General features: G+C 61.7%; 20 protein-coding genes and 1 tRNA gene. 7 read left to right on the top strand and 14 right to left on the bottom strand.

Features of this window, described 5'->3' with window-relative positions:
• Positions 1-161: 161 nt before the first annotated feature.
• On the top strand, positions 162-905 hold the full coding sequence (locus tag ACSMXM_RS08620; RefSeq protein WP_460315544.1) for a M23 family metallopeptidase: 744 nt from the start codon (positions 162-164) through the stop codon (positions 903-905).
• 9 nt (positions 906-914) lie between these two features.
• On the opposite strand, the gene ACSMXM_RS08615 is transcribed toward ACSMXM_RS08620, so the two are convergent.
• The 3 genes from ACSMXM_RS08615 to otsB are packed head-to-tail and all read right to left on the bottom strand — an operon-like array spanning position 915 to position 4,821.
• Positions 915-2,288, bottom strand: a complete 1,374-nt coding sequence (locus ACSMXM_RS08615; RefSeq protein ID WP_460315543.1) for an alpha,alpha-trehalose-phosphate synthase (UDP-forming) — start codon at positions 2,286-2,288, stop codon at positions 915-917.
• Complete coding sequence (locus ACSMXM_RS08610) at positions 2,285-4,078, bottom strand: glycoside hydrolase family 15 protein (protein ID WP_460315542.1); 1,794 nt, start codon at positions 4,076-4,078, stop codon at positions 2,285-2,287. Before ACSMXM_RS08610 ends, ACSMXM_RS08615 begins: the two co-directional genes overlap by 4 nt.
• On the bottom strand, positions 4,075-4,821 hold the full coding sequence (gene otsB, locus ACSMXM_RS08605) for a trehalose-phosphatase (protein ID WP_460315541.1): 747 nt from the start codon (positions 4,819-4,821) through the stop codon (positions 4,075-4,077). Before otsB ends, ACSMXM_RS08610 begins: the two co-directional genes overlap by 4 nt.
• 88 nt (positions 4,822-4,909) lie before the next feature.
• On the opposite strand from otsB, the gene ACSMXM_RS08600 reads away from it, so the two are divergent.
• Positions 4,910-6,181, top strand: a complete 1,272-nt coding sequence (locus ACSMXM_RS08600) for a TCR/Tet family MFS transporter (protein ID WP_460315540.1) — start codon at positions 4,910-4,912, stop codon at positions 6,179-6,181.
• Here the strand turns inward: ACSMXM_RS08600 and ACSMXM_RS08595 are convergent.
• Both ACSMXM_RS08595 and ACSMXM_RS08590 read right to left on the bottom strand, forming a co-directional pair.
• Positions 6,178-6,882 (bottom strand): hypothetical protein, encoded by a 705-nt coding sequence (locus ACSMXM_RS08595; protein ID WP_460315539.1) that lies wholly within the window; start codon positions 6,880-6,882, stop codon positions 6,178-6,180. The genes ACSMXM_RS08600 and ACSMXM_RS08595 overlap by 4 nt on opposite strands.
• Before the next feature lie 115 nt (positions 6,883-6,997).
• Positions 6,998-7,072 (bottom strand) — tRNA-Thr (locus tag ACSMXM_RS08590).
• Positions 7,073-7,140: 68 nt separating this feature from the next.
• Here ACSMXM_RS08590 and ACSMXM_RS08585 point away from each other — a divergent pair.
• Positions 7,141-7,269: a hypothetical protein gene (locus ACSMXM_RS08585; RefSeq protein WP_460315538.1), complete on the top strand. Its 129-nt coding sequence runs from the start codon at positions 7,141-7,143 to the stop codon at positions 7,267-7,269.
• A 3-nt stretch (positions 7,270-7,272) separates the two neighbouring features.
• Here ACSMXM_RS08585 and ACSMXM_RS08580 read toward each other — a convergent pair whose 3' ends face one another.
• From ACSMXM_RS08580 to ACSMXM_RS08570, 3 genes are all read right to left on the bottom strand, one after another.
• Complete coding sequence (locus ACSMXM_RS08580; RefSeq protein ID WP_460315537.1) at positions 7,273-9,075, bottom strand: aminopeptidase P family protein; 1,803 nt, start codon at positions 9,073-9,075, stop codon at positions 7,273-7,275.
• 69 nt (positions 9,076-9,144) lie between these two features.
• A complete protein-coding gene (locus ACSMXM_RS08575) occupies positions 9,145-9,930 on the bottom strand; it encodes a sulfite exporter TauE/SafE family protein (protein WP_460315536.1) in 786 nt (261 codons plus the stop codon).
• 42 nt (positions 9,931-9,972) lie between these two features.
• Positions 9,973-10,797 carry an oxygenase MpaB family protein gene (locus ACSMXM_RS08570; RefSeq protein ID WP_460315535.1) on the bottom strand — a complete coding sequence of 275 codons (825 nt, stop codon included), beginning with the start codon at positions 10,795-10,797 and terminating at the stop codon, positions 9,973-9,975.
• Between the two features lie 172 nt (positions 10,798-10,969).
• Between ACSMXM_RS08570 and ACSMXM_RS08565 the strand changes: the two genes are divergently transcribed.
• Together ACSMXM_RS08565 and ACSMXM_RS08560 are read left to right on the top strand one after the other, a co-directional pair.
• Positions 10,970-12,037 (top strand): phosphotransferase, encoded by a 1,068-nt coding sequence (locus tag ACSMXM_RS08565; RefSeq protein ID WP_460315534.1) that lies wholly within the window; start codon positions 10,970-10,972, stop codon positions 12,035-12,037.
• Positions 12,038-12,042: 5 nt separating this feature from the next.
• A complete protein-coding gene (locus tag ACSMXM_RS08560; protein ID WP_460315533.1) occupies positions 12,043-12,750 on the top strand; it encodes a dienelactone hydrolase family protein in 708 nt (235 codons plus the stop codon).
• Positions 12,751-12,800: 50 nt separating this feature from the next.
• Here the strand turns inward: ACSMXM_RS08560 and ACSMXM_RS08555 are convergent, their stop codons facing one another.
• Positions 12,801-14,120, bottom strand: a complete 1,320-nt coding sequence (locus tag ACSMXM_RS08555) for a hemolysin family protein (protein ID WP_460315532.1) — start codon at positions 14,118-14,120, stop codon at positions 12,801-12,803.
• Positions 14,121-14,386: 266 nt separating this feature from the next.
• On the opposite strand from ACSMXM_RS08555, the gene ACSMXM_RS08550 reads away from it, so the two are divergent.
• Together ACSMXM_RS08550 and ACSMXM_RS08545 are read left to right on the top strand one after the other, a co-directional pair.
• Entirely contained in the window at positions 14,387-15,061 is a 675-nt protein-coding gene (locus tag ACSMXM_RS08550) for an OmpA family protein (RefSeq protein WP_460315531.1), read from the top strand.
• Between the two features lie 121 nt (positions 15,062-15,182).
• The gene (locus tag ACSMXM_RS08545) at positions 15,183-15,443 is read left to right on the top strand and encodes a sulfurtransferase TusA family protein (protein ID WP_460315530.1); all 261 of its coding nucleotides are present in this window, start codon (positions 15,183-15,185) and stop codon (positions 15,441-15,443) included.
• A gap of 32 nt (positions 15,444-15,475) precedes the next feature.
• Here ACSMXM_RS08545 and yihA read toward each other — a convergent pair whose 3' ends face one another.
• The 5 genes from yihA to rpmH are packed head-to-tail and all read right to left on the bottom strand — an operon-like array spanning position 15,476 to position 18,550.
• Positions 15,476-16,135 carry a ribosome biogenesis GTP-binding protein YihA/YsxC gene (gene yihA / locus ACSMXM_RS08540; protein WP_460315529.1) on the bottom strand — a complete coding sequence of 220 codons (660 nt, stop codon included), beginning with the start codon at positions 16,133-16,135 and terminating at the stop codon, positions 15,476-15,478.
• Positions 16,113-17,828 (bottom strand): membrane protein insertase YidC, encoded by a 1,716-nt coding sequence (yidC, locus tag ACSMXM_RS08535; protein WP_460315528.1) that lies wholly within the window; start codon positions 17,826-17,828, stop codon positions 16,113-16,115. The genes yihA and yidC overlap by 23 nt, the downstream gene beginning before the upstream one ends.
• Positions 17,825-18,061, bottom strand: coding sequence for a membrane protein insertion efficiency factor YidD (yidD, locus tag ACSMXM_RS08530; RefSeq protein ID WP_460315527.1), 237 nt, complete (start codon positions 18,059-18,061; stop codon positions 17,825-17,827). The genes yidC and yidD overlap by 4 nt, the downstream gene beginning before the upstream one ends.
• A 1-nt stretch (position 18,062) precedes the next feature.
• Positions 18,063-18,365, bottom strand: coding sequence for a ribonuclease P protein component (gene rnpA / locus ACSMXM_RS08525; RefSeq protein ID WP_460316384.1), 303 nt, complete (start codon positions 18,363-18,365; stop codon positions 18,063-18,065).
• 50 nt (positions 18,366-18,415) lie between these two features.
• A complete protein-coding gene (gene rpmH / locus ACSMXM_RS08520; protein WP_218445634.1) occupies positions 18,416-18,550 on the bottom strand; it encodes a 50S ribosomal protein L34 in 135 nt (44 codons plus the stop codon).
• Positions 18,551-18,610 lie beyond the last annotated feature (60 nt).

Raw genomic sequence — 18,610 nt, 5'->3', positions numbered from 1 at the left:
CAGCGCATGGGGCGGACGTGGTGGACGTGGTGGACGCAAATCCTGCACCGTCATCCCCAGCGCCGACTTCCTCCGTACCGCCTACTCCAGCCCATTCTGGTGGGACCGGCAGCCCTGTCTTGCCAGCGGGTAAGGCGCCGGTTGCCGCTCATAAGATAGATTTGTCAGGAGCGCCCGTTCAGGGCGGCTATGGGCGGGGACAAGCGACCGGCGGCGAAGTGGCGCAGATCCTGCTGGATGGGGAGGCTGTACCGTTCTCTGACGAAGGGCGCTTCTTCATCGCCTATCAGCGCGACGCACCGCCTGTGGTGCAGTTGCAGGTGCGCTATGCTGACGGCACCAGCATAGACCGCCCGGTAGAAATCGCGGATGTCGCCTTTCCGGAAAGCCGCCTGCCGCCAATCACGCAGCGCATTGAGGCCTCGGCAGATTTTCAACGGAAGCGGGCGGAAGAGGTTTCCCGCATCACGGCCTCTCGTGAAGGACGTAGCGGCCTCGAAGGCTGGCGCGACGATTTCACGGCCCCGGCAGAGGGCAGGATTTCCGGTGTCTTCGGTTCCCAGCGCTTCTATGGCGATGAAGCGCGCAGTCCGCACGGCGGCCTAGATATCGCCGCACCGGAAGGGGCGGCCGTTTCTGCGCCGGCGTCGGGGCGCGTGGTCCTGGCGGGTGGCAGTTATTCCTTCGAAGGAAATCTCGTCATCCTGGACCACGGCCTTGGCCTTTTTTCCGCTTTTCTCCATTTGTCGCGGATCGACGTGAAAGAGGGTGACGTGCTGGCACAGGGTGATCTTATCGGCGCCGTGGGAGCAACGGGGCGGGCAACCGGCGCGCATCTGCACTGGGGCCTGTGGTGGAATGGGGTGCGCTTCGACCCCGCGACCCTGTTGTCGGATGCGACCTGAAAAGGGCGATTACCCGCGCAACGTATCGACGAAGGATTTTCGCCAGGAGATTACGTCCTCATTCTTCACACTGACGTGCATCTTTTCCCAACGCGCCTTTCTTTCCTCCAGCGGCATATCCAGTGCCAGCCGAATGGCTTCGGACACATCCTCGCTCGAATAGGGATTCACCATAACCGCGCCGTCAAGTTGTAGTGCGGCGCCGGCAAAGCGGGAAAGGATAAGGACGCCGGGATCCTCTGGATCCTGCGCCGCGACATATTCCTTTGCGACCAGATTCATGCCGTCGCGAAGCGGCGTTACCAATCCGACTTTTGCCGCGCGGTAGAAGCCGAAGAGTTCGGCCCGTGGATAGCCCTTGTTGACGTAGCGGATGGGAACGACGTCGACCTCTGACCGTGCGCCATTAATCTTGCCGGTCTTGGCCTCCAGAAGGTCACGAATGTCGCGATAGGACTGGACGTCCTCCCTGCTGGGCGGCGCGATCTGAATGAAGACGGTATCGCGCGTGCTTTCGGGATATTGATCGAGGAAGCGGCTGATCGCGTCGAAACGCTCGGGCAGTCCCTTCGAATAGTCCAGCCGGTCCACGCCCAGCATAACCTTGCGCCGGCGGGCGCTGGAAAGGATGCGTTGCTGTGCGTTCCGCGCCACGCCGCTGTCGCCCGCCGCCGTGAACTCCTCATAGTCCAGGCCGATAGGATAGGCGCGCGCAATGGTCTCCCTTCCTTCGAAACGGACGATGCCGTCGTTGCTAACTTCGGCGCCCAGTTCCTTGTCGCAATAGTGCAAGAAGCTTTCCAGCCACTCCATCGTCTGGAAGCCGAGGACGTCATATTCCAGCATCGTTCGAACCAGCCGCTCATGATAGGGCAGGCTGACGAACAACCGGGTCGGGGGCCATGGGATGTGCAGGAAGAATCCGATACGGTTCTGCACACCTTTCGCCCTCAGGCGTTCGCCAAGCGGTATCAGATGATAATCGTGAACCCAGATCAGATCGTCAGGCTCGACAAGAGGCCGCATGCTTTCGGCGAACCGTTCATTTACGCGTTCATAGCCGCGCCCGAATTCACGTTCATATTCCGCCAGGTCGATGCGGTAGTGGAACAGCGGCCATAATGTTCTGTTGGCGTAGCCGTTATAATATTCCTCTACGTCCTGATGCTCCAGATCGATCGTGGCGGTGGTTACGCCCTCGACCCGTTCCATGTTGAGGCTGCCTGAGAAGGTATCGATTTCCTTGCCCGACCAGCCGAACCATATGCCGCGGTTTTCCTTCAGCGCCGAACCCAGCGCGACCGCCAATCCGCCCTGCGCCCCCGCAGCCCCCCGGGCCTTCGGCACGGAAACGCGGTTCGACACGACGATCAGGCGGCTCATCTGACGGTGCTCCACTTTGCGGACAACAGGCTGGCGCAATTGATTATACCTACCAGCGAGTAAGTCTGCGGAAAGTTTCCCCAAAGTTCATCCGTTGTGAAATCGAGATCTTCTGACAGCAGGCCGGAGGGGGTGCGGTGGCCCAGCATCGTTTCGAACAGCTCCCGCGCCTCCTCGTCGCGCCCCGCCAGATGCAGCGCCTCGATCAGCCAGAAGGTACAGATGTTGAACGCGGTCTCGGGCGTACCGAAATCATCCTCATGTGCATAGCGCAGCATGTGTTCGCCGCGCCGAAGGTCCTTCTCGATGGCTGCGAAGGTTGCCTGAAAACGTGGATCGTCGGCCTTCACGAAGCGCAGCTCGACCATCTGCAGAAGACTGGCATCGAGAATTTCGCCTTCGAAAGACGATGCATAATGCCCCGCCTCCTCGTTCCAGGCCCGCGTTTCGATCGTGGCGCGGATCGTTTCCGCACGTTCACGCCAGAAGGCGCGGCGGTCTTCGCGGCCAAGCCGCTCTGCGACATTGGCAAGGCGGTCGCAGGCGGCCCAGCTCATGACGCTGGAATAGGTGTGGATCTGCTGCATCGTGCGGAATTCCCACAGTCCCGCGTCAGGCTGGTCGTGCATCTGCCATGCCATTTCACCCACGCTCTCCAAGCTGCGGAAATCCCGGTCGTCGGCCCTTCGCAGAAGGCGGTCATCGATGAAGGCCTGCACGGTCGGCAGCACGATCTGGCCATAGGCATCGTGCTGCACCTGCGTATAGGCGGCGTTGCCGATCCTGACCGGTCCCATGCCGCGATATCCAGACAGAGAGGTGGCGACACTTTCATCCAGTTCGGCAACGCCCATCACTGAATAAAGGGGCTGCACCTGGCCGCCGGCCGCATTGTCCACGATGTTTCGCAAATAGCCGAGATACTTTTCCAGCACGTCCAATGCGCCGAGGCCGTTAAGCGCCTGAACCGTGTAATAGGAGTCGCGGATCCAGCAATATCGGTAATCCCAATTGCGTTCAGATCCCGGAGATTCCGGGATCGAGGTGGTCAGCGCCGCCACGATTGCACCGGTTTCCTCGTGCTGACAAAGTTTCAGGGTAATGGCGGCGCGGATGACGGCCGACTGCCATTCCATGGGTGTGGCCAGGCCGCGGACCCATACCTGCCAGTAGCGCAGCGTTTCGCGCAGCATATTCTCGACGTCCTGGGTGACATTGCCGGCAAAGGGCTCATCGGGGCCAAGAAAGAAATGCATGTCGCGTTCGACGCGAAATGTCCGTTGCTCCAGAACATAGCCGACAGGCGCGTTGGTCGACAGACGAATGGCCTGCGGCCCGACGATGTAGCGTATGTGATTGGTCCCGTTCGTGGTGGGCGCGATTTCGGCTCCATGTCCGCGCATGGGGGCAAGGCGCACGCGCATGCGGGGGCTGCCGGCCAAATGGCGTACGATACGAACGAAGGCGACGGGGCGGTACATGCGACCGGAGCGTTCGAAGCGCGGACAGAAATCGACGATTTCAATCGCGCTGCCGTCCTTTGCCGTCAGCCGGGTGGTGAGGACGGCGCTGTTGCGTTCATATTTCTGTTCGGACGATACCTGTCCCTCCAGCTCGAAGCGCCAGACGCCGCGATCCTGCCGCTCTCCATTCAGAAGGGAGCAGAATATCGGATCGCCGTCGACCCTGGGGACGCATCCCCACACCAGGCCGCCGGTTTCATCGATCAGCCCGCTGACCTGGCAATTGCCGATGGGCCACAGGTTAAGGCTGCTTTTGGGTATATTCACAGGTTCAGCTCCAGCCAGTCGTAAACGGCCCGGGTGTCCTCCAGACGATATTGCGCTGCGGTTGGACGACTTTGCCCAACCAGTACGCCGAAACCGCCCATGGACCGCGCCGCGGAAAACCCGTCCTCGTCGGTGATGTCGTCACCGATGAAGACCGGATAGCTCTCCACAAAGGGCGCCTCGTACATCAGTGTCTCGACGGCGGCGCCCTTGTGGAAACCCGATGGCATCAATTCCGCTACCATCTTTCCGCGCGTTACCTGCAGCGGGTGCTGCCGTGCCATCTCGTCGGCGAAGGCGAGGATTTCTTCAGCGCGATCGAGGGCCGCCCGATAGTGGAGGGCGGCACCCATGGGCTTCTCCTCGTAGATTACCCCTTCATGCGCATCCGCAAAGGTCCGGATCGCCTGCAGCACCGTGCCGGGCAGCGAGCGGGCCGCCCGGCTGACCATTTTTCCATCCGCCAGACGCACCTCCCCGCCGTGGGAGCCGCCCATGGCGATCGCAGGCGTTCCCAGATGCCGTTCAATGTCGCGCAAGGCGCGGCCGCTTACGAGGGCCAGCCTTTGGCCGATACGCGCTCCCAGCGTCTCCAGGGCTAACCCAAGCCCCTGGGGAACCTCGATCTGGTCGGGTCCGGGAGCGATGGCGACGAGCGTCCCGTCGAAATCCAGGAATAACGATACCGCCGACAGGCTGGACAGAGGCGGGGGCGAACGAAGTTCGGGGGGCTCTTCAGTCATACCATCCGCGAATAAGAATCTGCCTCCCTTATGCAAGGGGGTCCGTGCGAAGTCTTGCCGGACGCCCGCTTCGCATTAGGAGAGGCGCATGACCGCCGCCGCCCCAGTTTCCGCAACGCGCGGCTCCCTTCTATTTATTTTTGCGCTCGTCCTGATCGACATGATCGGCTTTGGCATCATCATGCCGGTCCTGCCCGCGCTGATCGTCGAATTGACCGGGGATACGATTGCCGGCGCGGCGGTCGATGCGGGATGGCTGGCCTTCGTCTATGCCGCGATGCAGTTCATTTTCGGCCCCGTCATGGGCAATTTGTCCGACCGGTTCGGCCGCCGCCCCGTTCTGCTGGCCACGCTTCTCGCTTATTCTATAAATTACGCTCTGATGGGTCTGGCGCCGACTTTGCTCTGGCTGTTCGTCGGCCGGCTGCTGGCGGGCATTACCGGCGCCAGTTTCAGTGCGGCCTATGCCTATGTCGCCGATGTCACGCCGGCCGAGAAGCGGGCGCAGAATTTCGGTCTGATCGGCGTCGCCTTTGGGCTGGGCTTTATCGTCGGCCCCGCGCTTGGCGGCATATTGGGAGAATATGGCACCCGCTTGCCCTTTTTTGCGGCGGGCGGCCTCGCGCTGGCCAACGCCGTCTTCGGCTTCTTCTGCCTGAATGAGAGCCTGCCGCCTGAAAAGCGTCGCCCGTTCTCGCTCATCCGGTCGAACGCCGTCAGCGCGCTGAGGGAGCTTGGCCGGCAGGACAAGGTGGTGATCTGGTATGCGGGCGCGCTGCTGGTGTGGATGACGGCGCACATGGTCTATCCGATTATCTGGGCATTCTACGGAATCGAGGCCTTTGGATGGTCGGAGCGCATGGTCGGCCTTTCCCTGGCGGGCGTGGGGCTTTCCAGTGCCATCGTCCAGGGCGTGCTGATTCGGACGATCGTGCCGCGTGTCGGCGAACGCCGCGCGGTCATGTTGGGGGTGGGGTGCCTACTTGCGGCTGCGCTGATCTACCTGTTCGCGGAGCATGAGATATGGGTGCCGATCGCCATTGCCGTCGGATCGCTGCAGGGCCTGGTGCAACCATCCATCAATGGCCTGATGAGCCGCGCTGTCGACGAACGCAGCCAAGGGGAACTGCAGGGCGCCGTGGCCAGCATTTCCAGCCTTTCCGCCGTCATCGGACCGCTCGTCTATACGCGGGTCTTTTACGCCTTCACCGCGCCGGGGGCGGTCATCTACCTGCCGGGCGCGGCCTTTGCCCTTGCCGGTGTCGTTGCCATAGGGGCGCTGGCACTGTTCCTGCGCGGCAACACGCTGCACGGTGTTGCGTTCATCAGGCCCTCGCCACGCGAAGGGCAGGGTTTCTAGCGAACCTGGAACAGCTTCATGCCGTGCCGGGCGTAGGCCAGTGCGAAAATCTGGTTGCGAAACAGGCGGCGTTTGCCCCGGCGGCCGCGCGCGATCCATATTCCACTGGGATGATGGAAGACATCGGGCCAAATCTCGTCAGCCTCTTCCAATATGCGATCTTTTTCCTCGCTGCGGAGGCCCCGCCATGGCGCGACGATCTTTGCGCGCCGCGTCCAGTAGAGCCTGACGGCGATCACGAGCAAAACAAGTACGCCGGCGATGATGGCAAGGGTTTGCAGCGAAATGGGCGAAGGCCGGCGAATCCGCGCCGTGGTGGCAGGGGCACTGCCGGAAAGAGTGCGGATTTCGCCCTGTTCGGCGTTCATCCGTTCGACGCTGCCGTCGCCGCCGGAAATGACGCCGATCCCGTTGGGGCCGACCGTCACCGCGTAAAGCGCGCGGTCGACGCACTTAATCTTCAGCGACATGAACGACCCGCTTCGCACGAAATTCTGGTAGGCCTCGACCGCAGGGCAGTCCGCATTGACCTCGGTCATTACCGCGCTGACCAGCTTGTCGACATCGGATCCGTTTTCTTCGGCGGACAGCGCGCGAAACAGCCGTTCCGATGCTGTGCCGATGGGTTGATCCGCCGCGTCACCGACAAACCCTTCCGGCGAGGAAATTGCCTCATCGTCGGTCAGGACGGCGTCCGGCATGCTTGGTTGCGCCAGTGCTGCCGATGCAAGGGACAACGAAAAAAACGTGCATATCGCGAGGGGACGCATATCGTTACCTTAAAGCCCAAACCACGATCGCGCTTCCCTAGGGGAATGGTGCTGCCGGAGAGATTCGAACTCTCGACCTCTCCCTTACCAAGGGAGTGCTCTACCCCTGAGCCACGGCAGCATGTTCCGGGAATGCGCGCCTGCTATGAGCGCAGGCGGGTTAATGTCAAGCGAATGGGAGCATTGAGAATGTCGGAAAAGGCGGACGAGCGCAAGGAACGGCTGGCAAAAGCGCTGCGGGAAAACCTGCGGCGACGCAAAACGGCCCTCAAGAGTGAGGCCGCCGATACGTCGCCAAAGCAGGATCCGGAACGCTGATCGTCAGACGGCGCGCGTCGCCGTCGCGAGCCACGACATGTCCTCCGGCGATTTCAGTTCGGGGGCTATTTTTTCTTGAACCTCAGCGTGGTAGCCGTTCAGCCATGCGCGCTCCTCGTCCGTCAGCATCGATAATTCGACCAAGGTGAGGTCGATGGGCGCAAAAGTGATGGTTTCGAATCCCAGCCATTCGCCCTCGCCACCCTCGACGTCCTTTTCGACGACGATCACCAGGTTTTCGATGCGGATGCCGAAAGCACCCTCTTTATAATAGCCTGGTTCATTGGAAAGAATCATGCCGGCCTGCAGTGGCTCGTCGGGCGCTGCGGCGGGATTAGTGGCGGCGACGATCCGCTGCGGTCCCTCATGCACGCTCAGGAAGCTGCCAACACCGTGGCCTGTGCCGTGGCCATAATCGACCCCGGCCCGCCACAGGTGCATGCGGGCGAGCGCGTCCAGCTGCGACCCGCGCGTACCCTTGGGGAAAATCTGGGTCGCAAGCGTAATGTGCCCCTTCAGGACGCGCGTGTAGCGCTCTTTCATTTCCTGGCTGGGCTTACCGTTGATCAGGGTGCGGGTAACGTCCGTCGTGCCATCGGAATATTGGCCGCCCGAATCGACCAGATAGATGCTGTTGCATTCGATGTTGCGATTCGTTTCGGGCGATACGCGATAGTGCGGCAAGGCGGCGTTCGGGCCGGCCGCGCTGATGGTGTCGAAGCTGAGGTCGTGCAGCATTTTCGATTCCCGCCGGAAATCCTCCAGCTTCTTGGCTGCGGTCAATTCATCTAGATCGCCGGACGAAGCGGTCTCTGAAAACCATTTCAGGAATCGGGTCAGTGCCGCACCATCGCGGACATGGGCGGCGCGTGTGCCGGAAAGCTCCGTATCGTTCTTGACGGCCTTTGCGAGGATGACCGGATCACGCTCCTCTATGATCCTGCCGCCGGCATCGCCGACGATCTGGAAAATCGCCGCGACGCATGTGTCGGGATCGAGGGCAATCGCAGCGCCCGTTTTCGCTAGGTCTGCCAATGCGTCGGGAAACGCATCTGGAGGACGAACGGTAATGTCGGGTCCAAGGTGCGCTTCTACTTCCGGCGTCACCTTTTCGGGCGCGGTGAACAGCGATGCGGTGCCGTCCTTCTTCACGATGGCGAAGGCAAGTGCGACGGGCGTACGCGAAACGTCCGTACCGCGAATGTTGAACAACCAGGCAACGGAATCGAGCGCCGCGATCACCACGGCGTCGGCCTTTTTCTCGGTCAGCCATTTGGCGATGTCGGCGCGCTTCTCCGACGAGCTTCTGCCGGCAAAGGCTTCGTCATGGACCTTGATAGGCGCTGCACTGGGCGCAGGCCTGTCGGTCCACACGGCATCAATGGGATTATCTGCAACCGGGACCAGGGCCACATTCTTCGCGCGCAGACGCTTTTCAGTGCCGTTCACCCATTTCCGGGTCGCGAGCCATGCATCATAACCGATGCGCATCCCCTCGGCGGCTTCCTGCTCCAGCCAGTCTGCGGCCATTACCTTTGGTACATCCTGGTAACTGTAGAGCCCGCCGTTGACCTGATCGCGAACCTGAACCTTGTAGCGGCCGTCAGTAAAGATCGCTGCCTTGTCCTGCAGCACGGCGGCACTTCCCGCGGAACCCTGAAAGCCTGTCAGCCACCGCAGCCTGTTGGCATATTCGCCGACATATTCCGACATATGTTCGTCGGTAAGCGGAACGACGAAGCCGTCGAGTTCTCGCTGTTTCAATTCTTGCCTAAGGGCAGCGATGCGGTCTGTGGAAGCTGTCATGCATGCTCATATTGGCGCCGGCATCGCCATTGGCAAGCGGACGGCCTCCGGTCGGAGGGCCGTCGCGCCCTAGAACCATTCCACCGCCCGTGCGATGCCATAGAGGCTCGTCAAGGTCAGGATAACGCCGACCATAAGGAGAAGCGGCTTGGTTGGAATTCTCTTTGCCAGATAGGCCCCCAGCGGGGCCGCCGCGACACCGCCGATCAGCAGGCCGAGCGTCGCCTGCGTCAGGATTTCGGGTCCGATCGACAGCAGGAACGTTGCGGAAACCGCGCCAGCCAGAAAGAATTCCGCACTATTCACCGTGCCGAGCGTCTTTCGCGGGCTTGCCCCCTGCAGCAGCAAATTAGATGTGACCACCGGACCCCAGCCACCACCGCCCGCAGCATCCAGAAAACCGCCCGCGAGGCCGAGAGGCGCGACATATTTCGGTTCGCGGATCTGCGGTGGCCAGCGCAAGGCGCGATAGGTCAGAACGAGGCCGATAACGGCGAGATAGGTCAATATGAACGGCTTTGCGACGCTGGCGTCGACCGAGCTGAGCACGTAGGCGCCCAATATGCCGCCCGCGACGCCCGGGACGGCCAGCCGCTTGAACAGGCGCCAGTCGATGTTGCGGTGATATAGATGGCTGAGGCCCGACACGCCCGTGGTTGCCGTTTCCACCGCATGCACGCTGGCAGAGGCCAGCACCGGCGGCACGCCCAGGCTGACCAGAATGGTGGTGGAGATAACGCCGAACGCCATGCCCAGGGCACCGTCCACCACCTGCGCCGTAAAGCCCACCAGTACGAAAACCAGCAATGTGTCGAACAGCGCCGTAATCCCCCAGGCAGACGAAAGCCAATCCATCGCCTGCCGCACATCATAACGTTGAGCGGGCCGCTTAGTTCATCATTCTGTCATTGCCCAGCCGATCGTTCGGGTCAGCCCCCGCGATCCGATGCGGACCGCGCTGCGTTCGCCGGGCATCCAGCGAACGCCGTGCAGACGCTGCGCCCAATGGGGCAGCACGTCCTGACCCGAGCGCATCAGCAGGTCCACAACCGGCTGCAGCGCCGGCTTCTGCGCGCGATGGGCAAGAAGGGCCGCAGAAATCTCCCTTACCTGCGCGTCGACACGAAGCTCTGACCGGACATCGCGCAGGAAGCGTTCGGCCATGGCCTTGTCCGCCGGCACGTCGCGGGCGCCCATCCGTTCCGCCACCACAGCAGTTTCGGCAAAATAGCGGTCCTGGTCGCTACGCGTCATATTCGGTTCTCGATAGCGTCTCCAGGCGGCCAGGAAACTGATCAGTTCGGTGACATGTACCCAATTGAGAAGGTGCGGATCGTTGGCGCTGTAGGGCGTTCCGTCCGGCAAGGTCCCGTTGACGCGATCGTGAACGGTCCTGACGCGCATGATTGCCGCCTCCGCATCCTCGGCCTGGCCGTAGGTGGTCATGGCAATGAACCGGGCCGTACGCCGCAGCCGTCCCAGCATATCCTCCCGGAAATTGGAATGATCCCACACACCGCCCAGCGCGCCCGGATGCAGCATTTGCAACAGCAGGGCGGATATGCCGCCGATCATCATGGTGGCAACATCGCCATGAACGCGGCGCGCGACGGCATGTTCGGGAAAGAGGCCGATGCCCCTTTTGAAATCGTTCCTGCGCGCGTCACCCGATGCGAACATGGCACGGATTTCATGGGTGATGCTGTGCCGGATCGGATTCACGGAAATGGTTCCTAATGCAAATTTTCGGTCGACGCGCCCCCAGCGACAATATGCGCCGCACTTTCATGGCCGGTAGCGCGCGACCCTGTGATTTTCGTCCATTCGGCAGGTCACACCCTTTCCAATCGGCTTTGTGCGGGGCACAAGCGGCACAGGTTCTAGGGAGGCCATGATGAGCGACAGGCAGGAGCGTTTTTCCGGCACGCAGGAGGTTCGGGAAGCGCACCGCTTCGACGAGGCGCGGCTGACGCGCTGGATGACGGAGAATATCGACGGTTTTGCCGGCCCCTTGCAGGTCGCCCAATTCAAGGGGGGACAGTCCAATCCCACCTATCAACTCGTCACGCCCGGCAAGACCTATGTCCTGCGGCGAAAGCCGCCTGGGAAGCTGTTGAAATCCGCCCACGCCGTCGACCGGGAATATCGGGTCATCACCGCCCTGGGAGGGGCCGATTTCCCTGTTCCCCGCACCTACGGCCTGTGCACGGACGAGGATGTCATCGGCACCTGGTTCTATGTGATGGATATGGCGGAGGGGCGGATTTTCTGGGACACCGCCTTCCCCGACGTCCCCGATTCCGAGCGACGCGACTATTTCGACGCGATGAACGCCACCATCGCGCAACTGCACAGCTATGAACCGGATGCCATTGGCCTGGGGGATTATGGCCGACATGGCGAATATCTGGCGCGCCAGATCGCGCGGTGGGGCGGCCAGTACAAGGCGGACGAGGAAGCCGGTCATTTCGAGGAGATGGACCGGCTGTACGAATGGCTGGCCGCAAACATTCCAGGGGAGGAGGAAACCCGCGTCGTCCACGGTGATTTCCGCGCCGACAACATGGTGTTCCACCCGACGGAGCCGCGTGTCATCGCTGTGCTGGACTGGGAATTGTCCACGCTGGGCGATCCGCTGGCGGATTTTACCTATCATGCCATGATGTACCGTATGCCGCCCACTTTCACGGCGGGGCTGGCGGGACGAAACCTGGCGGCGCAAAACATTCCCAGCGAGCAGGAATATGTCGAGGCATATTGCCGCCGAACCGGGCGCACGACGGTGCCCAACACCGATTATTACATGGCGTTCAACATGTTTCGCGTGACGGCCATCATCCACGGAATCAAGGGGCGCTACATTCGCGGCACCGCCTCCAGCAAACATGCCGCCACCATGGCGGAACAGGTCGAGCCCCTGGGGCGATTGGCCTGGGAACAAGCAAAGAAAGCAGGAGCCTGATAGATATGCAGGAATATGAGATCGAAACGGCGGTCGGCGACGTCAATCTGAAAAGCCTGGTGGTGGTGCCCGATGGCGACGGCCCTTTCCCCGCGGTTCTGATCTTTCCACAATGGTCCGGTCGATCCCCCCATGAGGAGGACCATGCGCGCAAGCTGGCCCGGCAGGGCTATGTGGCCGTCGCGACCGACCTGTTCGGTGACAAGAAGCGCGGCGCCTCTGACGAGGAAAATCAGGCCCTGATCACGCCGCTGCTGAATGACCGGGCGATGTTGAGGCAGCGGTTGCTGGCTCTGGTCGATGCGGTCGGCGGACAGAAGGAAGTCGATGCCGGTCGTCTCGCGGCGTGCGGCTATTGTTTCGGCGGGCTTTGCGCTCTCGACACCGCACGCGCGGGTGCGGCGGTGCGCGGGGTTGCCAGTTTCCACGGCCTGTTCGCGGCGCCGGAGGGTCTCGATACGCCGCAGATCACTGCCAGCATTGCCATTTATCACGGGTGGGACGACCCGATGGCGCCGCCGGAACATGTGGTGCAGCTCGGTAAGGAACTGTCGGGGCGTGGGGCAGATTGGTACCTGACCGCCTATGGCGATGCGGTCCACGCCTTCACCAACAAGGATGCCGACGCAAAGGCGGATGGGAAGGCATATGATCCCAAGGCAGATCAGCGCAGCTGGCGAGACTTTCTGGGGTTCCTGAACGAGCTTTTCTAGATTTTCGGAGCGGCTGGCGGGGGAATAGCGTGCCGGAATAAGGCGGGGCGCTATTCCTGCTCGTGTCTTTCGTCGATCGCACTCGCCAGTATTTTGTCGATCTTGTGCCCATCCAGATCGACGATCTCGAACCGCCATCCATCGAAGTCGAACTGTTCGCCGGTTTCTGGAATATGGGTGAGGACGGCCAGCGCGAAGCCTGCCACGGTTTCGAAGTCGCGGTCATCCGGTTCCGGTATGGAAATCCGCAGGCGGTCGGCCATTTCATCGGCATGCATCGACCCTGAGAGTAGCCAGGAACCATCGGCGCGTTGTACCGCAGGATCCTCTTCACCCTCGTCGATATCCGATTTGAACACGCCGGCGATGGCGGCCAGCAGGTCGGCGGGGGTCAATATCCCCTCGAAATGTCCATATTCGTCGTGGACCATGCCAATGGGTACGTCAGCACGGCGCAATATTTCCAGCGCATCGGATGCGTCCATGACATCGGGAATCAGCGGCGCCGGTTGCATCAGGGCAGGAATGTCGAGCGGCTTTCCCGCCAGCACGGCAGACAGCACGTCGCGGGCCTGTATGACGCCGATGATCTTGTCGACGGTGCCGTCGGCAATCGGGATGCGGGTATGGGGGCTGTCGATCAAATGGGCGCGGACGTCTGCCTCCGCCGACGCCAGGTCCAGCCAGTCGACCTCCGTGCGGGGTGTCATTACGCCACGGACCGGACGATCGGCCAGGCGCATTACGCCAGAGATCATCAGGCGTTCGCTCTCTTCGATGGCGCCCGATTTCTGCGCCTCGGCAACGATCAGATGCAGTTCTTCCGCCGTGACATGGGTCTTTTCCTGTGCCTTTGCGCCCAGCAGACGCAGAAGTGCGCGGGTGGTCACACTAAGCAGCCAGACAAGCGGGGCCGCGATGCGCGAAAGGATCGTCATGGGCGCCGCGATAAGGCTGGAAATCGTCTCCGGGCTTCTCAATGCGAACTGTTTCGGCACCAGTTCCCCGATGGTCAGGGTCAAGAAGGTGATCCCGCTGACCACAAGGGCAATTCCGACCGTCGCTGCGGTATCCGCCGGCAACCCGAGGGCCGCCAGGCGGGCGGCCACCGGTTGCCCCAGTGTCGCTCCGGAATAGGCACCGGCCACGATACCGACCAGGGTAATGCCGATCTGTACGGTAGACAGAAAGCGCCCCGGTTCCTGGTTCAGGCGCAGGGCCGCCTCCGCCCCCGCCTTTCCATTGTTGACCATTGCCTGCAGACGCGCCTCACGCGACGATACCACCGCCATTTCTGACATGGCGAAGACGCCATTCGCGGCGATGAGCGCGAGAATGATGAGAAGGTCGACCCAGGGAAATGGTGGCATGATGGCCGGGCGTTTAATGTGTCGCACACATAATGGCGAGGGTAGTTGAAGAATTGCTCGTCCACCGCCACTCCTGACGACACCGTAAATCTGCCGCAAATGTAACGGCAAAGCAAAGCTCAAGGTCGTTAACGCGTCATGTGGCCCGGAAATATCAGATGGATCTATTGCCGCCCGCTGGCTGCTGCGCGCGTGGGGGAGTAAGGAACCAACGCAACCCCCCTGCGTAGAACGCGCGATAACACGGGGAACATTAGGAGTCGTCCATGCATATTAACGCAAAGCTTTTGGCACTTGCCGCATCTTCCAGCCTGGTGCTGGCAGGCTGCGTTACCAATCCCGAAACCGGAAATCAGCGGATTGCGCGCCCAGCCGTGACGGGTGCCGCGGGTGCAGGCCTCGGCGCCGCTCTCGGCGCAATAATCGGCGGCAAGTCCAACCGTACGGAAGTGCTGGTTGGTACCGGCATCGGCGCCCTCGCCGGCGCGGGCGTCGGCGCCTATCTGGACAATCAGGAAAAGAAGCTGCGCGAACGCACGGCAGGCACCGGCATCGACGTAGAGCGGCAGGGGGACAGTCTGTTGCTGCAAATGCCAAGCCAGGTAACGTTCGGCGTGGACAGCGCGATCATCAACGAATCTTTCCGCCCGGCCCTGAACGAAGTGGCCTCTGTGCTGCAGGAATATGAAAAGACCTTTGTGGACGTTTACGGCCACACGGACTCCACGGGCAGCGATGCCTATAATCTGACGCTGTCGCAGCGGCGCGCGGAGAGCGTGTCCACCTATCTGGCTGCGAATGGCGTACAGCGCGCGCGCATTGCCACGCAGGGATATGGCGAAACGCAGCCGATCGCATCGAACGACACGGAATCCGGGCGGGCGCAAAATCGCCGCGTGGAAATCAAACTTGTCCCGATTGTGGACAACACGGCGAGCTAAAGCGATCCGCAGGAAACGAGACGAGGGCCGGCGCAGTAATGCGCTGGCCCTTTCCTTTTTTAAGGGGGAGAGGAAAAGGCTGATGCGGCCGTAGCGTAGCGGCGTATGCTAGGCATCGCTGATGAGTGAACGACACGCACCTATTCCAACGCCCATGCCCGGACCGAACGATTTTCAGGGCGTACGCATCGACGCCCGTGGCCTCAGATGCCCCTTGCCGGTATTGCGGCTGCGAAAGGTGGCACTGCCCTTGGCGCCCGGAACCGCCCTCGAACTCATCGCCGATGATCCGGCGGCCGAAAAGGATGTGCCGTTATTCTGCGCGGAAATGGGATGGGTGTGTGACAGGATCGCTGACGGGCGTTGGCGAGTGGTCCGCTGATCTTTTATTTAGCGCGGCAAGAATGCCTGCGATCAGTTTTGCGCGGTATCCAGAATTTCCACCCGCAGCATGTCGATGCCCAGGTTCTTTTCCGCGCTCGTCGCACGGACTTCGGGAAAGGCTGCCGGGCGTTTGCGAACGGCCTCGGCCGCCAGCTCCTGAACCGTCTCAACCTTCTTTATCTTGTCCGCCTTGGTCAGGATCAGCTGGTAGGTCACGGCCGCCTCGTCGAGCAGCGACATCACTTCTTCATCGACGGGCTTGGGCCCGCGGCGGGCGTCGATCAGCAGCATGACGCGCTTCAGATTGCGACGCCCCCGCAGATAATCGAATACCAGGCGTTTCCAGCCCTCTACGACCTGTTTCGGGGCCTTCGCATAGCCATAGCCCGGCATATCGACCAGGCGCATCAATGGCGGCTCGCCCACCGGGAATAGGTTGAGGAGTTGCGTGCGGCCCGGCGTGTTGGACGTTCGCGCCAGCCCGTCCTTTGTGGTCAGGGCGTTCAGCAGTGATGATTTGCCGACATTGGAGCGGCCCGCAAAGGCAATTTCCGGCACCTCATCGACGGGCAATTGTTCCAGGCGGGCAACCGACATGGAAAAGGCTGCGCCGTCGCGGAACAGGTTGCGAGCGTGCTTCTCTTCTCCGGTCACGATGTGGCGCCGGTCATTTTGCGGGCTTGGCCGCATCCGGCGCAGGGTCGGCCGGGAATTTCTTGATCAGGTACCATTGCTGGGCGATGGAGAAGATGTTGTTGACCATCCAGTACAGCTGCAGGCCTGCCGCGAATGGCGCCATGATGACCATGAATACCCATGGCAGGATGGAAAACACCTTTTTCTGCATCTCATCCATGGGCGCGGGGTTCAGCTTGAACTGGATGAACATGGTGATGCCCAGCAGGATCGGCAGCACACCGATCGCCATGAACCCGGGCGGGTCGAAGGGCAGAAAGCCGAACAGATTGACGGGTGTCAGCGGATCCGGCGCGCTCAGATCCTTGATCCACAGGGCAAAGGGCTGATGCCTGACCTCTATCGACAAGAGCAGGGTCTTGTAGAGCGCGTAGAAGATGGGAATTTGTAGCAGGACGGGTAGGCAACCGCCGATGGGGTTGGCCTTCTCCTCCTTGTACAGCTTCATCATTTCCTGCTGCAGCTTCGGCTTGTCGTCCTTGTAGCGTTCCTGCATCGCCTTCATCTTGGGCTGGATGCGGCGCAACTTCGCCATGGATTCAAATTGCTTGTTGGCAATCGGAAACAGCACGATGCGGATGATGAGAACCAGAAGGATGATCGCGACGCCGTAATTCCCCGCAAAGGCAAAGAGCCAGGTCAGAAGCGCGTGGATCGGCTTCACGATGATGCGAAACCAGCCCCAGTCGACGGAGCGTTCCAGCAACGGAATGCCGACCTGGTTCTCGTAACGGTCCAGGACCTCGACTTCCTTGGCGCCGGCGAACAAGCGGAACGTGTCGCCCGCGGCAGTGCCGGGACCTACCGCCATCGGCTCGCCTTGCATGGTAGCCTGATAGCGGTCGCCGCTCGCGCGGAAGTTCGTGCGCACCGGCGCATTGGGCTCGTCGATAATCGCGGTCAGCCAGTATTTGTCGGTAAAGCCCAGCCATCCGCCAGTCGAGCTGTTGTCGATGCGGCCGCCCTCGTCAACGATATCCTCATATTCCACGTCGGCGAATTCCCCGTCGAATACGCCGATGGGGCCGATATGGGCGTTGAACGTGCTTTCGTCGGGGCCCGTGCCATCACGGGCGACGAGTCCGTAGGGGCGTGCGACGACGGCCTGGTCGCCACGATTTTCGATACGCTGCCGCGCCGTGAACAAATAATCCTCGTCAACCGACAATTCGATCAGGAAGCGTACGCCGACGTCGTTGGTCCATGCGAGCGTCAAGGGCGTTTCAGGCGTCAGCCGTTCGCCATCGGCGGTCCATTGCGTGGATGCGTCGGGCAGATCCCCCTGTCCGGTCCAGCCGAATTCCGCAAAGTAGCTGTCCGGCGCGCCCGATGGTGAGAACAGGCGAATGTCGGCTTCGCCGTCCAGGCTTTCATGATGGCGCAGCAACCGCAGATCATCGATGCGCGCGCCCGACAGATTGATCGTGCCGGACAGGGCGGGGGTGTCGATAGGAACACGGCGGCTTTCCGCCAGCACCTCCGCACGTTCCCGGATCACAGTTGGCGCTGCGGCACCCAGCGGCCCTTCATTCCCGTCTTTCACCACCACCTGCTCGCCATCGACGAATTCGGTCGATGGCTCGGATGCGGTCGGTACGACGGGGTCGGGGGAAAATGCCGACCATCCGAACAGGACGGCAATCGACAGCACCATGGCGATCAGAAGGTTGCGGTTATCAGAATTCACTTGGTCCGTGTCCCTGCTTTTCCATGCGGCACGGGGTCATAGCCCGACCCGCCCAGCGGATGACAGCGCGCGATACGGGCCAGCGTCAGCCAGCCGCCCCTCAGCGCGCCATGTTTCCTCACCGCCTCTATCCCGTATTGCGAGCATGTGGGCTGAAAACGACAAGCGGGCGGCAGCAGCGGTGAAATGAAACGCTGCCATCCGCGCATAAGAAGGATGATCGCCGCGCGCATGTCAGAGTTTCGCGTTCGCGCGGGGTATCGCCCGGGCAAGATCACGCGTCAATTTCGCGAATTCCTGGCCAAGACCGCCGCTTCGCCCGATCAGGACGATGTCATGGCCAGCGGGTGCAGCGGAGGGCATCACCTCTCGGACCGCCGCTCTCAGGCGGCGCTTCAGGCGATTGCGGACGACGGCATTGCCGATCTTCTTCGTCACTGTATAGCCGACGCGGACCATATCGTTCCCGTCCTGCCGTGGATGAAGAAGTAGGACGAACGCGTCGGTTGCCGCACGCGCGCCCCGGTTTGCAGCCAGAAAATCCCGGCGCTTGCGCAGCGTTTCGATGCGCGTGGCGCGGCTCTGGCCTAGGCGCTGAGCTTCTTGCGGCCCTGACGGCGGCGTGCGTTCAGAATCTGACGACCCGATTTCGTGGCCATGCGCGCGCGAAAGCCGTGCCGCCGCTTGCGGACGAGATTGGAGGGCTGAAACGTGCGCTTCATCGGACATCACCTGTGCTTATCAAAAGAAAGGGCCACCTGCCGCCGAATCTTGCAAAGCGG

Source organism: Pacificimonas sp. ICDLI1SI03 (assembly GCF_054740865.1).
Note: the sequence above shows the minus strand (reverse complement) of the source record. Positions and strands in the feature narration are given on the sequence as shown.

Coding starts and splice junctions, on each gene's coding strand:
- ACSMXM_RS08615 (WP_460315543.1), bottom strand. CDS start 2,288: ATGAGCCGCCTGATCGTCGTGTCGAACCGCGTTTCCGTGCCGAAGGCC.
- otsB (WP_460315541.1), bottom strand. CDS start 4,821: ATGACTGAAGAGCCCCCCGAACTTCGTTCGCCCCCGCCTCTGTCCAGC.
- ACSMXM_RS08600 (WP_460315540.1), top strand. CDS start 4,910: ATGACCGCCGCCGCCCCAGTTTCCGCAACGCGCGGCTCCCTTCTATTT.
- ACSMXM_RS08595 (WP_460315539.1), bottom strand. CDS start 6,882: ATGCCGGACGCCGTCCTGACCGACGATGAGGCAATTTCCTCGCCGGAA.
- ACSMXM_RS08585 (WP_460315538.1), top strand. CDS start 7,141: ATGTCGGAAAAGGCGGACGAGCGCAAGGAACGGCTGGCAAAAGCGCTG.
- ACSMXM_RS08580 (WP_460315537.1), bottom strand. CDS start 9,075: ATGACAGCTTCCACAGACCGCATCGCTGCCCTTAGGCAAGAATTGAAA.
- ACSMXM_RS08575 (WP_460315536.1), bottom strand. CDS start 9,930: ATGGATTGGCTTTCGTCTGCCTGGGGGATTACGGCGCTGTTCGACACA.
- ACSMXM_RS08565 (WP_460315534.1), top strand. CDS start 10,970: ATGAGCGACAGGCAGGAGCGTTTTTCCGGCACGCAGGAGGTTCGGGAA.
- ACSMXM_RS08560 (WP_460315533.1), top strand. CDS start 12,043: ATGCAGGAATATGAGATCGAAACGGCGGTCGGCGACGTCAATCTGAAA.
- ACSMXM_RS08555 (WP_460315532.1), bottom strand. CDS start 14,120: ATGCCACCATTTCCCTGGGTCGACCTTCTCATCATTCTCGCGCTCATC.
- ACSMXM_RS08550 (WP_460315531.1), top strand. CDS start 14,387: ATGCATATTAACGCAAAGCTTTTGGCACTTGCCGCATCTTCCAGCCTG.
- ACSMXM_RS08545 (WP_460315530.1), top strand. CDS start 15,183: ATGAGTGAACGACACGCACCTATTCCAACGCCCATGCCCGGACCGAAC.
- yihA (WP_460315529.1), bottom strand. CDS start 16,135: ATGCGGCCAAGCCCGCAAAATGACCGGCGCCACATCGTGACCGGAGAA.
- yidD (WP_460315527.1), bottom strand. CDS start 18,061: ATGCGCGCGGCGATCATCCTTCTTATGCGCGGATGGCAGCGTTTCATT.
- rpmH (WP_218445634.1), bottom strand. CDS start 18,550: ATGAAGCGCACGTTTCAGCCCTCCAATCTCGTCCGCAAGCGGCGGCAC.